The sequence below is a fragment of the Blastococcus brunescens genome (assembly GCF_035320885.1).
GTDB lineage: Bacteria > Actinomycetota > Actinomycetes > Mycobacteriales > Geodermatophilaceae > Blastococcus_B > Blastococcus_B brunescens.
The window spans coordinates 1,829,307-1,843,680 of sequence record NZ_CP141261.1 but is presented as its reverse complement, the minus strand read 5'-3'; the positions used below and the strand labels follow the sequence as shown (position 1 = coordinate 1,843,680).

Sequence of the window (14,374 nt, the reverse complement as noted above, 5' to 3'; positions counted from 1 at the left end):
GCCCGCTCCCGCCCGATCGTCGTGGCCGGGCCGTGGCCGGGCAGCACCACCGTCTCGTCGTCCAGCGGCAGGACGACGTCGCGCAGCGAGGTCAGCATGGCGTCCCACGACCCGCCGGGCAGGTCCACCCGGCCGACCGAGCCGGCGAACAGGACGTCACCGGCCAGCAGACCGGGCGCCTCTCCCAGGTCGACGGAGAACATGACCGAGCCCTGCGTGTGGCCGGGCGCATGCCGGACGGTCAGCTCGACGCCCGCGAGGGAGAGCACCGCGCCGTCGTCGAGGGCGCGCACCTCCGACGGGTCGGGCAGCCGCACGCCGGTGATCAGCGGGGCCAGCTGCGGCCCGTGCCACCGCGCGGGGTCGGCGAGCATGCCGTTGTCGGCCGGGTGCAGGTACGCGGGGATGTCGTAGCCGTCGCACACCGGCAGCACCGAGAAGGTGTGGTCCAGGTGCCCGTGGGTGAGGACGACGGCGACCGGCTTGAGCCCGTCGTCGGCCAGCATCCGGGCCAGGGGCTCGACGGCGTCCATGCCGGGATCGACGACGACGCACTCCTGCCCGGGCCCCGAGGCCACGGCGTAGCAGTTGGTGCCGAACGCGCCGGCGGGGAAGGAGCGGATGAGCACCCGTGCAGGTTACGCGGGAGGTTGGCGCGCCCCGGGCGCCGCCAGGGAACCCGCAGCTTCGGCACCTAGACTCGCCGCCGAGCAGCGGGCGAACGGTTCACCGATCGCGCCCGCGCACCGTCCGTCCGAGGAGTACCGAACCCGTGCCCACGAACAAGCAGCGGCGCCAGGCCGCCCAGCGTCACCTGCAGCGCCAGCTGGAGCGCCGTGCCGAGCAGGCCAAGAAGCGCCGCCGCAACCTGGGCATCATCGCCAGCGCGGTCGCCGTCCTCGCGGTGGTCGTCGCCGCGCTGCTGATCACCGGGGTGTTCTCGGACGACGACACCGAGGCCGCGGCCGACCCCACGCCGACCGCGCCCACCAGCGAGACGAGCGCCGCCGCGCCCTCGACGAACGCCGACGGCACCGTCACCTGCACGTACGCGCCCGACGCCTCGGGGAACCCCAACCTCACCGACGTGGGCACGCCGCCCACGCCCGAGTCGACCCCGGCCCAGGGCACCAGCACGCTGCTCATGAGCACCGACCAGGGCGACCTCACCCTGACCCTCGACCGGGCGAAGGCCCCTGCGCCGCCGCCAGCTTCACCTACCTGGCGCAGCAGTCGTTCTTCGACGGCAGCACCTGCCACCGCCTGGTCGTGCAGCCCAGCTTCGGCGTCCTGCAGTGCGGCGACCCGACCGGCACCGGTTCCGGCGGCCCCAGCTACAAGTACGCCGAGGAGGTCACGCCGGAGACGACCTATCCGCGGGGCACCATCGCGATGGCGAAGACCGCGGCGCCCGGCACCACCGGCAGCCAGTTCTTCCTGACCTTCACCGACACCACGCTGCCGCCGGAGTACACCGTCGTCGGCACGGTGGACGAGGCAGGTCTCGCCGTTCTGGACCAGGTCGCAGCCGGCGGCATCGAGGACGTCGGCCCCGAGGGCGACGGCGCCCCGGCGATCCCGGTGACGATCGACTCCCTGTCCGTCCAGAGTTGACCGGGGCATAGGTACCTATACCTGCGTTCCGAGGGCGGGGATGCAGGTATAGGTACCTATGCCGGGGGCGGCGAGGACGTCAGGCGGTGACGCGCTCGACGTCGAAGACGCCGTCCACGTTGCGCACGGTCTGCAGCACGGCGCCCAGGTGGGCCGGGTCGGCGAGCTCGAAGGTGAACCGGCTGACGGCCACCCGGTCGCGGCTGGTCTGCACCGAGGCGGACAGGATGTTGACCCGCTCGTCGGCCAGTGCCTTGGTGACGTCGGACAGCAGCCTGTGCCGGTCGAGCGCCTCGACCTGGATGGCGACCAGGAACACCGAGCCGGGCTGGGACGCCCACTCGACCTCCACCAGCCGCTCCGGCTTGCGCTGCAGGTCGGCCGCGTTGGTGCAGTCGGTGCGGTGCACGCTCACGCCGCCGCCGCGGGTGACGAAGCCGAGGATGTCGTCGCCGGGCACCGGGGTGCAGCACTTGGCCAGCTTGGCCCAGACGTCGCTCATGCCGTGGACGACGACGCCCGGGTCGCCTCCGGCCGCCCGCCGGGGAACCGACCGGCGGGTCGGGATCGCCGTCTCGGCGATGTCCTCGACCGCGCCCTCGCTGCCACCCATCGCGGTGATGAGTTTCTCCACGACCGAAGCGGCCGAGATCTGGTTCTCCCCACCGCCGCGTACAGCGCCGTGACGTCGGCGTAGCGCAGGTCCTTGGCCAGGGTGCTCAGCGCCTCACCGCCGAGCAGCCGCTGGAGCGGCAGGCCGGCCTTGCGCATGGCGCGGGTGAGGGCTTCCTTGCCGGCCTCGACCGCGTCCTCGCGGCGCTCCTTGGTGAACCACTGCCGGATCTTCGTGCGCGCCCGCGACGAGCCGACGAACTGCAGCCAGTCCTGAGAGGGACCGGCCGTCGGTGAGCGGGAGGTGAAGACCTCCACGACGTCGCCGTTGGCGAGCTTGCTGTCCAGCGACACCAGCGAGCCGTTCACCCGGGCACCGATCGTGCGGTAGCCCACCTCGGTGTGCACGGCGAAGGCGAAGTCGACCGGCGTGGACTCCCCGGGCAGGCTGATCACGTCGCCCTTGGGCGTGAAGACGAAGACCTCCTGCGGACCGAGGTCGTAGCGCAGCGTCTCGAGGAACTCGCCGGGCTCCTGCGCCTCCCGCTGCCAGTCCAGCAACTGACGCAGCCACAGCATGTCGTCGGGCGAGCCGACCTTCGGGGGCGCGCCGAACTCGCCGGCGCTCGGCTTGCCGCCGGCCCGCGCGCTCTCCTTGTACTTCCAGTGCGCCGCGATGCCGAAGTCGGCGGTGCGGTGCATGTCGTGGGTGCGGATCTGCAGCTCGACCGGCTTGCCGTGCGGGCCGATCACCGTCGTGTGCAGCGACTGGTACATGTTGAACTTCGGCATCGCCACGAAGTCCTTGAAGCGGCCGGGCAGCGGCTGCCAGTGCGCGTGCATGATGCCGAGTGCGGCGTAGCAGTCGCGTACCGAGTCGACCAGGATCCGGATGCCGACCAGGTCCCAGATGTCGGTGAAGTCGCGGCCGCGGACGATCATCTTCTGGTAGATCGAGTAGTAGTGCTTGGGCCGGCCGGTGACGACGGCGTCGATCTTCGCCGCCTTGAGCTGCTCGCTGACCTGCGAGGTCACCTCGGCCAGGTAGGTGTCCCGCGACGGCGCGCGCTCGGCGACCAGCCGGACGATCTCGTCGTAGCGCTTGGGGTAGAGCGTGGCGAACGCGAGGTCCTCGAGCTCCCACTTGATCGTGTTCATGCCCAGCCGGTGGGCGAGCGGGGCGAGGATCTCCAGCGTCTCGCGCGCCTTCTTCTCCTGCTTCTCGGGCGGGAGGAAGCGCAGCGTGCGCATGTTGTGGAGCCGGTCGGCCAGCTTGATGACGAGGACCCGCGGGTCGCGGGCCATGGCCACGATCATCTTGCGGATGGTCTCGGCCTGGGCGGCGTCGCCCAGCTTCACCTTGTCGATCTTGGTGACGCCGTCGACGAGGTGGGTGACCTCCGAGCCGAAGTCGGCGGTGATCGACTCCAGCGTGACGCCGGTGTCCTCCACCGTGTCGTGCAGCAGGGCGGCGACCAGGGTCGTGGTGTCCATCCCGAGGCCGGCGAGGATCGTGGCGACGGCGAGCGGGTGCGTGATGTAGGGGTCGCCGCTCTTGCGCTTCTGGGCGGCGTGCGCGGCCTCGGCCACGTCGTAGGCCCGCTGCAGCAGCGCCAGGTCCGCCTTCGGATGGCTCTGCCGGTGCAGGGCGGCGAGCGGCTCGAGGACCGGGCGCACGACAGGGGTGCGCGGGCTGGCGACGATGCGGCGGGCCAGCCGGTCGCGAACCCGGCGACGAGGAGCCTCGGTGGCGCCCGGCTCGGACCCCACGTCGTCGGGGCGGCGCACCGCGGGCCGGTCGGGCAGCGGTGGCCGGCGCGGCGGACCGGCCTGGGGGCCGGCCGCCTCGTCGGTGGCGGGCTCGCCCGGCCGCGTGGGAGCCGCGTCTGCGGCTACGTCCGAGGCCACGGCGACTCCTGCCCGACAGAGGAGAGATGACCCGTTCCATGCTAGCGGGACCTGCGGTCACCCGGCGCCGCCCGACCCCGAACGAGGTCGACGTCTCCCCGGTCAGGTAGCCCAGAGCGCGTGCACGGTGTGCGGCGCGAGCCGCTCGCGACCGCCGAGTGCGGTCAGCTCCACGACCACGGAGACGGCGGCCACCACGCCGCCGAGCCGCTCGACCAGCTCGACGGTGGCGCCCAGCGTCCCCCGGTCGCGAGCACGTCGTCGACGACGAGCACCCGCGCGCCCCGGCGGATGGAGTCGGCGTGCAGCTCGAGCGTCGCCGTCCCGTACTCGAGCACGTAGTCGGCGGCGACGCGATCGCGCGGCAGCTTGCCCGCCTTGCGCACCGGTACCACGCCGACCCCGCGGTCGAAGGCGACCGCCGCCGCGAGGAGGAAGCCGCGAGCCTCGACACCGACGACGACGTCGAAGTCCCGGGCCGACGACTCGGCCACGGCTGCCGCCCGTGGATCCGACGATGCCGGTGCGGCGAGCCCTCGACCATCCGGCGGAAGGCGACCCCGTCGGCGAAGACGGGCGTGAGGTCCCGGAACAGGACCCCCGGTTCCGGGTGGTCGGGGACGTCGACGGTCAGCGACGCGATCAGCACGTCCAGCGGCACGTCGCCCTGAGGGGCACCTGACACCGGTGCCGCGCTCACCGGCGCTTCTTGGCGGCGGACCGACCCTTGCCGTCGGGCCGCTGCGGCCGGGCACCGGGACGCGGCGCCGCAGGGGCGCTTCCCGGTTCGCGACGCACCGAGTCCGGCGACTCGACGACGACGTCGGCCTGGACGGAGTCCGGCAGCTCGGCCACCGCGACACCGCCGCGGGCCGGTCGCGCGCGCCGGGCACTGGCCACCGGGCCGGCGGGAGCGGCCGACCGCGCACCGCCCTGACGCGCCGCGGAGGAGCGACGGGCCTGGACGCGCCGGCGCAGGGCCTGCACCTCCGGCTCCCGCTCCTTGAGATCGGCCACGATCGGCGTGGCCAGGATGATCGAGGAGTAGGTCCCCGCCGCGAGGCCGACGAACAGCACCAGGGCGAGGTCCTTGAGCGTGCCGACACCCAGGAGGCCCGCCCCGACGAACAGCAGCCCCGCCACCGGGAGCAGCGCGATCACCGACGTGTTGATCGAGCGCATGAGCGTCTGGTTGACCGCGAGGTTGGCCGCCTCGCTCCAGGTCATGCGGGCGCTGCGCTCGAGGTCCTTCACGTTCTCGTCGACCTTGTCGAAGACGACGACGGTGTCGTAGAGCGAGAACCCCAGGATCGTCAGGAAGCCGATCACCGTCGACGGTGTGACCTCGAAGCCGACAAGGGCGTAGATGCCCGCCGTCACGACGATGTCGTGCGCCAGTGCACCCATCGCACCGATCGCCATCTTCGGCTGGAAGCGCACGGCGAGGAACAGCACCACGGCGACCAGGAAGACCACGAGGGCGATCAGCGCCTGGTCGGTGATGTCCTGGCCCCACTCGGCACTGACCGACTCGGGGCTCACCTGGTTCGGCTCCACCCCGGCCGCCTCGGCGACCGCCTCGACGACGGCCCGTTCGGTGTCGTTGTCGAGGGCGGCGGTGCGCAGTAGCACGGTGTCGCCGCCCACGACCTGGACGGTGGACACGTCCGCACCGGCCGTCTCGGCGGCCTCCCGGACGTCCGTGAGCTGCTGCTCCGTGCCGGGCAGCCGGAGACTGTTGCCGCCGGCGAAGTCGATGCCGAAGTTGAAGCCGCGGAAGACCATCGACAGCAGGCAGAGCAGGATGACCACCGCGGTGATGCGGTAGATGAGCCGGCTGTTGCCGACGACGTCGAGCCCGGCCTCGCCGTTGTAGAGCCGGTGGCCCAGGCCCGCGAACCGGCGCCCCTTCCGGGTGGACGCCCCCGGAGCGGGCCCCACGTCCTGGGACAGCCCGGCGTCGGCGAGGCTCTGCTCGTCCGACGTCTGCTCGACCGGTCCGTCGAGCAGCTCGTCGTCGGGCGTGCGGGTCATGACGTGCTCCTGTCTGCGCTGCCGCCGGACCGGGCGCCGACGAGGTCGCGCTCGACCGCTGCGCCGCTGGACGGCCTCCGGGTGTGCTCGACCCGGCCGAGTCCGGACATCCGGCTGCTCCCGAACGACTTGAACCGGGCGAGGACCACCATCAGCGGGTGGGTGAAGAGGAAGACGACCACGAGGTCGAGCACCGTGGACAGGCCGAGGGTGAAGGCGAAGCCCTTCACGTCACCGATGGCCAGCAGGTACAGGATCGCCGCGGCCAGGAAGCTGACCGCGTCGGCCGACAGGATCGTCCGGCGGGCCCGGACCCAGGCGCGGGGCACCGCCGACCGGAAGCTGCGGCCCTCGCGGATCTCGTCCTTGAGCCGTTCGAAGTACACGACGAACGAGTCGGCCGTGATGCCCAGGGACACGATGAACCCGGCGATGCCGGCGAGGCTGAGCGTGAAGCCGATCTGCCGGCCCAGCAGCACCAGCGCCGCGTAGACCACGACGCCGGACAGGATGAGGCTGGCGATCATCACCAGGCCGAGGAGCCGGTAGTAGATCAGCGAGTAGACGAAGACCAGGGCGACCCCGAGGGCGCCGGCGATGAGGCCGGCACGCAACTGCTCCGCCCCCAGCTCCGTCGAGATCGACTGCGCGGTGGCCTGGGTGAAGCTCAGCGGCAGCGCGCCGTACTTGAGCTGGTTGGCCAGCTCCGTGGCCGACTCCTGGTCGAAGCTGCCCGAGATCTCCGTACCGCCGCCGGGGATGGCGTTGTTGATCGTCGGCGCGGAGATGATCCGGCCGTCGAGGGTGATCCCGACGCTCTGGCCGATGTTGGCGGCGGTGTAGGCCGCCCAGGCCGTCGAGCCCTCGTTGTTGAAGTCGAGGTTGACGACCCACTCGCCGGTACCGGCACGGGTACCGGCGGACGCGTCGGTGACATCGGTGCCCTCGACGACGGCCTGGCCGAGCAGGTACTTGGCCGTGCCGTCCTCGCTGCAGGCGGCGACGAAGTCGTCGGTGCGGTCCACCGTGCCCGCGTCGTCGCCGTCGCAGGTCAGCGTCGCGTACTCCGCGGCCGCCTCCTCCTGCGTCACCGGCGGCCGGGACTCGTCCGTCGCCGGATCGGACACCGCGTCGCCGGACGGAGCGGCCGACTCCGTCGGTGTGGCCGGATCGGTCGGCGCGGCGCTGTCGGTCGCCGCCGCGTCGTCCGTGGGCGCGGCGCTGTCGGTCGCCGGGCTCTCCGAGGCCGGGCTCTCCGACGCGGGGATGACCGGCTCGGGGCCGCCCAGGACGGGACGGAACCGCAGCTGGGCCGTCTGCCCGAGCTCGCGGGCCTGATCGCCGTCGTCACCCGGGACGGAGATGACGATGTTCGATTCGCCCTCGGTCACCACCTCGGCCTCGGCGACGCCGAGACCGTTGACCCGCTGCTCGATGATCTGGCGGGCCAGCTCCAGGTCCTCGGGGGCCGGCGCCTGACCGTCCGGGGTCCGGGCGGTGAGCGTCACCGTCGTACCGCCGCGCAGGTCGAGACCGAGCTGCGGGGTGCGGACGGCCCCCGTGAAGTAGATGAGCCCGTAGAGGATCGCGACGATCAGCAGGAAGGCAGCGAAGTACCGGCCTGCCGGCAGCGAACGGTTGGCCACAGGAGTCCCCGGCTCAGACGGTGCCGTCGGCCGGTCGTCCGCCGGTCGAGCCGGGCGTCCCGGAGTCGGTGCCGTCGTCGTCCACGGTGCCGAGCGGCTTGCGGATCTCCATGATCGCCGGCCGCGCGAAGGTGGCGACGACCCCTGGCGCGATCTCGAGGTCGACGGTCGCGTCGTACAGGGCGGCGACCGTGCCGTGCAGACCGCTCGTGGTCATGACGGGCGTGCCGACGGTCAGGGAGTTCTGCAGCTCCTGCTGCTGGGCCTGCATGCGCTTGCGCTGCCGGGCCGGCAGGACGAACAGCAGGATCGCCAGCAGGGCCAGCATGAGAATGGGAAAGTACTGCTCCACGACAGGTGTGCCTCTCTACCGCGCGTTGCGCTCCGCGGTGGGTGCGGGCCCGGGGCCGGACCCGCTCGAATGCCTCGGTCATCTCTGCTGCACGGCCCACGGGCGACCGGACGGGACGCGCACGGCCGCGGCCGGACGAGTTGCGCGCCAGCGGCTCGTGAGTCTATGCGTCGAACAGGGGCTCTGACGACGGACCCGGGGTCGTCGGTGTGCCGGTTCCCCGCCGAGCACCCCGCCGGCCCCGCTGAGCAGCGCTCCGCCGCGCGGCAGCGGGTGCCCCAGGTGGTGCCACGCGGCCTCGGTCGCCACCCGGCCACGCGGCGTGCGGGCCAGCAGCCCGGCCCGCACGAGGAAGGGCTCGCAGACCTCCTCGACCGTGTTCGGCTCCTCCCCACCGCGACCGCCAAGGTGGCGACGCCGACCGGCCCGCCCCGAACCGCACGACGAGGGCCTCCAGCACGGCCCGGTCGAGCCGGTCCAGGCCCAGCACGTCGACGTCGTAGAGCGCGAGCGCCGCCTGGGCGACGTCACGGGTGACCCGCCCGTCGGCCTCGACCTCGGCGTAGTCACGCACCCGGCGCAGCAGCCGGTTGGCGATGCGGGGCGTGCCACGGGAGCGGCCGGCGATCTCCACGGAGCCGTCCTCGGTGAGGTCGACGCCGAGCAGGTCGGCGCTGCGGCGCAGCACCTGCTGCAGCTCCGCCACGTCGTAGAACTCCATCTGGCCGACGAAACCGAACCGGTCGCGCAGCGGGCCGGTGAGCAGACCGGCCCGGGTGGTGGCGCCGACCAGGGTGAAGGGGCTGATCTCGAGCGGGATGGCCGTCGCGCCGGGCCCCTTGCCGACCACCACGTCGACCCGGAAGTCCTCCATCGCCATGTACAGCAGCTCCTCGGCGGGCCGGGCGATGCGGTGGATCTCGTCGATGAAGAGGACATCACCGGGCGCCAGGTTGGACAGCATCGCGGCGAGGTCGCCGGAGCGCTCGATCGCCGGGCCGCTGGTGATCTTCACCGCGGTGCCCAGCTCGGAGCCGATGATGAGCGCGAGGCTGGTCTTCCCCAGCCCGGGCGGCCCGGACAGCAGCACGTGGTCCGGCGGCCGGCCCCGTCGCTTCGCGCCTTCCAGCACGAGCGCCAGCTGGCGGGAGACCTTGGGCTGGCCGATGAAGTCGTGCAGCGAGTGCGGGCGCAGCGCGGACTCGACCACCCGCTCCTCGTCGCCGGCCAGCGGCGAGACCCCGGCGTCCTGGCCCAGGCTGCCGTCGACCTCCCCGGCCAGCGGCCGGTCGAACGGCGAGCTCATGATCTACCCAGCAGCTGCAGCGCCTGGCGCAGGAGGACCGCGACCTCCACCGAGCCGGTGGCCGCGATCTGCTCGTCGGCGACCGGGGCGAGCTGGGTCAGGGCGGTGTCGGCCTCCCTGCCCGACCAGCCGAGGCCGACCAGGGCCGACGTGAGCTGGTCCCGCCACGGCGCGACCGGCGTCACCGACGGCAGGCCGGACGGCGCGTCGAGGACGGTGTCGGAGGTGAGGAGCCGAGCCGGTCGCGCAGTTCCAGGATCAGCCGTTCGGCGCCCTTCTTGCCGATGCCCGGCACCTGCATCAGCGCCGTGACGTCGGCCATCGAGACCGCACGGCGCACCTCGCGCGGCGGGTGGATGGCCAGGACCGCCTGGGCGAGCCGCGGACCGACCCCGTTGGCGGTCTGCAGCAGCTCGAAGAGCTGGCGCTCGTCGTCGTCGGCGAAGCCGTAGAGGGTGAGCGAGTCCTCCCGGACGACCAGGCTGGTGGACAGGCGGGCGTTCTCCCGACCTGCAGCCGGGCGATGGTGCCCGGCGTGCACTGCACGGCCAGCCCGATGCCGCCGACCTCCACGACAGCGCCGTCCGGGGACACCGCGGCCACCCGGCCGGAGAGCGAGGCGATCATCGTGCGGCCACCCCCGTCCACCGCGGCAGGGTCGTCCGGCGGATCGGCGCCCCGATCCCGCCCGCGAGCGCGGCGGCCCGCAGCCGCTGCTGGGCGGGGCCCCGCCAGGCGTGGCAGACCGCCAGGGCCAGCGCGTCGGCCGCGTCGGCGGGCTTGGGTGCCTCGGTGAGACCCAGCACACGGGTGACCATGAGGGTGACTTGCTCCTTGTCTGCGCGGCCGTTGCCCGAGATGGCCGCCTTGACCTCGCTGGGGGTGTGCCAGGCGACCGGACGGTCGGCCTGCGCGGCGGCGAGCGCCGCCACACCCGCGGCCTGCGCCGTCCCCATGGCGGTGCCCTTGTTGTTCTGGGTGAAGACGCGCTCGATCGCCACCACGTCGGGCCGGTGCTCGCGCAGCAGGGCGGTCACCCCGGTGTGCAGCTCGAGCAGCCGCAGTTCGAGATCGAGTTCGGCCATCGTCCGGAGCACACCGACCCCGACCGCCGTCGGCCGCGCGCCGGGGCGGCCGTCGACGACCCCCACCCGCACCGGGTGAGGCCCGGGTCGATACCGAGCACCCGCATGGAAAGCCTCCCCGCCGACCGAACGCCTGTTCGACCGAGGCTAGCCCGGCCATCCGTCAGCACGGCAGCACGACACGCACCCAGCCGTCGGCCCCTCCAGAGGCTGGCCCCGAGCGTGCGAGGGGTGAGGAGGAGGGGGTCCTATATCTTCTCCAGCACCTCGTCGGACACGTCGTAGTTCGCGTACACGTTCTGCACGTCGTCGAGGTCCTCGAGCGCGTCGATGAGCCGGAAGACCTTGCCCGCGCCGTCCTCGTCGAGCTCGACGGTCACGCTGGGCGCGAACCCGGCCTCGGCCGAGTCGTAGTCGATCCCGGCGTCCTGCAGCGCCGTGCGGACGGCCACCAGGTCGCCGGGCTCGCTGACCACCTCGAAGGTGTCGCCGAGGTCGCGCACCTCCTCGGCGCCGGCGTCCAGGACCGCCATGAGCACGCCGTCCTCGTCGACCCCGTCGGCCTTCGGCACGACCACCACGCCCTTGCGGGAGAAGAGGTAGGAGACCGAGCCGGGGTCGGCCATGTTCCCGCCGTTGCGGGTCATGGCGGTGCGGACCTCCATGGCCGAGCGGTTCTTGTTGTCCGTCAGGCACTCGATGAGGACGGCGACACCGCCCGCGGCGTAGCCCTCGTAGGTGATGCCCTGGTAGTCGACGCCGCCGGCCTCGAGCCCCGCGCCGCGCTTGACGGCGCGGTCGATGTTGTCGTTGGGGACCGAGCTCTTCTTCGCCTTCTGGACCGCGTCGAAGAGCGTCGGGTTCCCGGAGAGGTCACCGCCACCGGTGCGGGCGGCGACCTCGATGTTCTTGATCAGCTTGGCGAAGAGCTTGCCGCGCTTGGCGTCGATCCCGGCCTTCTTGTGCTTCGTCGTCGCCCACTTGGAATGGCCGCTCACGAGTCCTCCTCGCTGGCGCTCGTCGGCCGCGTTCGCGGCCCCGCTGCTCTGCTCATCGCTGAGCTCGCAAGCTCGCTCACGGCTAACCCCTCTCGTCCCCGGCAGCGGTGCCGGCCTGCTCGGCCGGGTGAGCTGCCGCCACCGACGACCTGACGATGTCGACGAACAGCGCGTGCACCCGGCGGTCCCCGGTCAGTTCGGGGTGGAAGCTCGTGGCCACCAGGTTCCCCTGGCGGACCGCGACGATCCTACCGTCGGCCGCTCCGCCCACGACGCGCCCGAGCACCTCGACCCCCTCGCCGGCCTCCTCCACCCACGGCGCGCGGATGAAGACCGCGTGCAGCGGGCCACCGTCGAGCCCGAGGTCGACCACGGACTCGAACGAGTCGATCTGGCGGCCGAAGGCGTTGCGGCGGACGGTCACGTCGATCCCGCCGATCGTCTCCTGGTCCGGCGGTGCGTCGAGGATCCGGTCGGCCAGCAGGATCATCCCGGCGCAGGAGCCGTACGCAGGGAGACCCGAGCGGACGGCGGAACGGAGCGGGCCGAGCAGGCCGGACCGGGCGGCCAGCTTGACGATCGTCGTCGACTCACCACCGGGCAGCACCACCCCGTCGACGGCGGCCAGCTCCTCGGGGCGACGGACCGCGACCGGGTCCGCGCCCAGCTCGAGCAGCGCCGCCAGGTGCTCCCGGACGTCGCCCTGGAGCGCGAGGACCCCGATGACGGGCCGGTCGGTTCCGCTGAGCACGACTGCGCAGGCTACGGCCCGCCTCACACCGCCGGGGACGACGGGGCGAGCCCGGCCGCCCTGCTCGACGTCCAGGTGAGCAGCCACTCCAGCGGTCCGCGGCCCACCGTGCGCCGCCAGACGGTGGCGCCGACCAGCGCGCACAGGGTGAACCACAGCCACGCGACCGGCCCCTGCGCCGTCCCCGGAGCGATGTCCATGAGGACCCGGATGGCCACGACGTGGACGGTGTACACGGTCAGCGCGAGCGCCCCCACCGCGGCGAGCGGCGCGGTGGCCCGCGGCAGCCGCTCCGCCGCCAGCAGGCACGCGACCAGCACCAGGACGGCGAACCCGGTGGAGCCGACCGCCTCGAAGGTCGTGCCGCTGTGCGGTTCGGCGCCGGTCAGCCAGCGGACGCTGAACACGTCCGGGACGGTGAAGCCCGTCTCGGGACCCGCGGACGGCACCCCGTCGGCGAGCAGCCGGGTGCTCAGCCAGCCCCGCCGTAGCCGACGACCGCGGCCGCCGCTCCCGCCGCTGCCAGCCGGCGTCGTACCGCGACGGAGGCCAGGTCCAGGCGCCCCACCGCCAGGCCGACCAGGACGAAGGCGAGCCACAGCAGCGCCGGGTAGTAGCCGGTGACCAGCAGGTCCGCGGCGAGCGCACCGTCCATGTCGGCCACGGTGAGCGCCTGGCCGAGGACCACGAGCAGCGGCGGAACGGCGGCCGCGACGACGGCCGCGGTGACGAGGAGGCGGCGCACCGGCCAGCGCAGGAACGGCAGCACCAGGACGAAGAGCACCCCGTAGACGCCCAGGATCACCGCCACGAACGTGTCGAGCTGCTGCAGGGCCCAGCCGATCGCGAACACCCACAGGGCCCGGATGAAGATCCGCAGCCGCACCCGCGACAGGTCCAGGCCTTCGGGCGGCTCGGCGCGCCCCGAGAGGAGCGCGACCGAGACGCCGGCCAGGGTGGCGAAGACGATCGACGAGCGGCCGTCGACCAGCGCGGACCAGGTCTGCGGATCCGGTCGGAGCTCACCGCCCACGCGCATGTGGGCGGCGAACATGCCGAGGACGGCGAGCCCGCGTGCGACGTCCAGCCCGGGGATGCGGCGCCGGAGGTCCGGGCTCACCAACGGCGGTTCACCACCCGCGGGTGGCGTACCGCTCGCTCTCCGAGAGCGTGGCGACGTTGATGCCGACCATCGGTTCGCCCAGCCCGCGGGAGACCTTGGCGATGACGTCGGGGTCGTCGTGGAACGTGGTCGCCTGCACGATGGCGGCGGCGCGCTGCGCCGGGTCGCCGGACTTGAAGATGCCCGAACCCACGAACACGCCCTCGGCGCCCAGCTGCATCATCATCGCCGCGTCGGCCGGGGTCGCGATGCCGCCGGCGGTGAACAGGACGACCGGCAGCTTGCCCAGCCGCGCCACCTCGGCGACGAGGTCGTACGGCGCGCGCAGCTCCTTGGCCGCCACGAACAGCTCGGTCTCGTCGAGCGTGCCGAGCGCCTTGATGCCGGCGCGGATGGACCGCATGTGCCGGGTGGCCTCGACGACGTTGCCGGTACCCGCCTCGCCCTTCGAGCGGATCATCGCCGCGCCCTCGGAGATGCGGCGCAGGGCCTCACCGAGGTCGGTGGCGCCGCACACGAACGGCACGGTGAACTCGCTCTTGGCGATGTGGTGCGCCTCGTCGGCCGGGGTCAGCACCTCGGACTCGTCGATGTAGTCGACGCCCAGGGCCTGCAGCACCCGCGCCTCGACGAAGTGGCCGATGCGCGCCTTGGCCATCACCGGGATGGAGACCGCCGAGATGATCCCGTCGATCATGTCGGGGTCGCTCATCCGCGAGACCCCGCCCTCGGCGCGGATGTCGGCGGGCACCCGTTCCAGCGCCATGACGGCGACGGCGCCGGCGTCCTCGGCGATCTTCGCCTGCTCGGGGGTGACGACGTCCATGATGACGCCGCCCTTGAGCTGTTCGGCCATGCCGCGCTTGACGCGCTCGGTGCCGGTGGAGGGGTCTGCGCTGACACGGGATGCTGCCTCTGGTCGACGGACGATCGTGGAACAGCGAT

At 72.9% G+C, this 14,374-nt stretch carries 16 protein-coding genes and 3 pseudogenes; 1 reads left to right on the top strand and 18 read right to left on the bottom strand.

Translation table 11 applies throughout. From position 1 onward, the window contains the following. Positions 1 to 44: 44 nt before the first annotated feature. Positions 45 to 629, bottom strand: a pseudogene (locus U6N30_RS12280) (MBL fold metallo-hydrolase); the annotation flags it as partial. On the opposite strand from U6N30_RS12280, the gene U6N30_RS12275 reads away from it, so the two are divergent. Further along, positions 622 to 1,614, top strand: coding sequence for a peptidylprolyl isomerase (locus U6N30_RS12275; protein ID WP_324277506.1), 993 nt, complete (start codon positions 622 to 624; stop codon positions 1,612 to 1,614). The pseudogene U6N30_RS12280 and the gene U6N30_RS12275 sit on opposite strands and share 8 nt — an antisense overlap. 79 nt (positions 1,615 to 1,693) lie before the next feature. Here the strand turns inward: U6N30_RS12275 and U6N30_RS12270 are convergent, their stop codons facing one another. The 17 genes and pseudogenes from U6N30_RS12270 to pdxS all read right to left on the bottom strand — a co-directional run bounded on the left by U6N30_RS12270 (position 1,694) and on the right by pdxS (position 14,360). Beyond that, positions 1,694 to 2,116: an ACT domain-containing protein gene (locus U6N30_RS12270; protein WP_324277505.1), complete on the bottom strand. Its 423-nt coding sequence runs from the start codon at positions 2,114 to 2,116 to the stop codon at positions 1,694 to 1,696. Then, positions 2,113 to 4,134, bottom strand: coding sequence for a RelA/SpoT family protein (locus U6N30_RS12265; RefSeq protein ID WP_324277504.1), 2,022 nt, complete (start codon positions 4,132 to 4,134; stop codon positions 2,113 to 2,115). Before U6N30_RS12265 ends, U6N30_RS12270 begins: the two co-directional genes overlap by 4 nt. Before the next feature lie 164 nt (positions 4,135 to 4,298). Continuing rightward, entirely contained in the window at positions 4,299 to 4,628 is a 330-nt protein-coding gene (locus U6N30_RS12260; RefSeq protein ID WP_324277503.1) for a phosphoribosyltransferase family protein, read from the bottom strand. 202 nt (positions 4,629 to 4,830) lie between these two features. Then, positions 4,831 to 6,168, bottom strand: a complete 1,338-nt coding sequence (gene secF / locus U6N30_RS12255) for a protein translocase subunit SecF (RefSeq protein ID WP_324277502.1) — start codon at positions 6,166 to 6,168, stop codon at positions 4,831 to 4,833. Beyond that, a complete protein-coding gene (gene secD, locus U6N30_RS12250) occupies positions 6,165 to 7,814 on the bottom strand; it encodes a protein translocase subunit SecD (RefSeq protein WP_324277501.1) in 1,650 nt (549 codons plus the stop codon). Before secD ends, secF begins: the two co-directional genes overlap by 4 nt. A 13-nt stretch (positions 7,815 to 7,827) precedes the next feature. Continuing rightward, complete coding sequence (gene yajC, locus U6N30_RS12245; protein WP_324277500.1) at positions 7,828 to 8,142, bottom strand: preprotein translocase subunit YajC; 315 nt, start codon at positions 8,140 to 8,142, stop codon at positions 7,828 to 7,830. Positions 8,143 to 8,244: 102 nt separating this feature from the next. After that, complete coding sequence (locus tag U6N30_RS35415) at positions 8,245 to 8,514, bottom strand: hypothetical protein (protein WP_324277499.1); 270 nt, start codon at positions 8,512 to 8,514, stop codon at positions 8,245 to 8,247. 88 nt (positions 8,515 to 8,602) lie between these two features. Then, positions 8,603 to 9,472, bottom strand: a pseudogene (gene ruvB, locus U6N30_RS12235) (Holliday junction branch migration DNA helicase RuvB); the annotation flags it as partial. Further along, positions 9,469 to 9,657 (bottom strand): Holliday junction ATP-dependent DNA helicase RuvA, encoded by a 189-nt coding sequence (locus U6N30_RS12230; RefSeq protein WP_324277498.1) that lies wholly within the window; start codon positions 9,655 to 9,657, stop codon positions 9,469 to 9,471. The pseudogene ruvB and the gene U6N30_RS12230, both read right to left, overlap by 4 nt. After that, positions 9,654 to 10,013: a Holliday junction branch migration protein RuvA gene (gene ruvA, locus U6N30_RS12225; protein ID WP_324277497.1), complete on the bottom strand. Its 360-nt coding sequence runs from the start codon at positions 10,011 to 10,013 to the stop codon at positions 9,654 to 9,656. Before ruvA ends, U6N30_RS12230 begins: the two co-directional genes overlap by 4 nt. 20 nt (positions 10,014 to 10,033) lie before the next feature. After that, a pseudogene (locus U6N30_RS12220) lies at positions 10,034 to 10,099 on the bottom strand (Holliday junction branch migration protein RuvA); the annotation flags it as partial. Further along, positions 10,096 to 10,629 (bottom strand): crossover junction endodeoxyribonuclease RuvC, encoded by a 534-nt coding sequence (ruvC, locus tag U6N30_RS12215; protein WP_324277496.1) that lies wholly within the window; start codon positions 10,627 to 10,629, stop codon positions 10,096 to 10,098. The pseudogene U6N30_RS12220 and the gene ruvC, both read right to left, overlap by 4 nt. Before the next feature lie 176 nt (positions 10,630 to 10,805). Continuing rightward, a complete protein-coding gene (locus tag U6N30_RS12210) occupies positions 10,806 to 11,555 on the bottom strand; it encodes a YebC/PmpR family DNA-binding transcriptional regulator (RefSeq protein WP_324277495.1) in 750 nt (249 codons plus the stop codon). 82 nt (positions 11,556 to 11,637) lie between these two features. Beyond that, the gene (gene pdxT, locus U6N30_RS12205) at positions 11,638 to 12,306 is read right to left on the bottom strand and encodes a pyridoxal 5'-phosphate synthase glutaminase subunit PdxT (protein WP_324277494.1); all 669 of its coding nucleotides are present in this window, start codon (positions 12,304 to 12,306) and stop codon (positions 11,638 to 11,640) included. Positions 12,307 to 12,329: 23 nt separating this feature from the next. Continuing rightward, positions 12,330 to 12,755: a DUF418 domain-containing protein gene (locus U6N30_RS12200; RefSeq protein ID WP_324277493.1), complete on the bottom strand. Its 426-nt coding sequence runs from the start codon at positions 12,753 to 12,755 to the stop codon at positions 12,330 to 12,332. Positions 12,756 to 12,778: 23 nt separating this feature from the next. Next, positions 12,779 to 13,426 carry a heparan-alpha-glucosaminide N-acetyltransferase domain-containing protein gene (locus tag U6N30_RS12195; RefSeq protein WP_324277492.1) on the bottom strand — a complete coding sequence of 216 codons (648 nt, stop codon included), beginning with the start codon at positions 13,424 to 13,426 and terminating at the stop codon, positions 12,779 to 12,781. A 10-nt stretch (positions 13,427 to 13,436) separates the two neighbouring features. Then, positions 13,437 to 14,360: a pyridoxal 5'-phosphate synthase lyase subunit PdxS gene (gene pdxS / locus U6N30_RS12190; RefSeq protein WP_324278268.1), complete on the bottom strand. Its 924-nt coding sequence runs from the start codon at positions 14,358 to 14,360 to the stop codon at positions 13,437 to 13,439. Between the last annotated feature and the right edge of the window lie 14 nt (positions 14,361 to 14,374).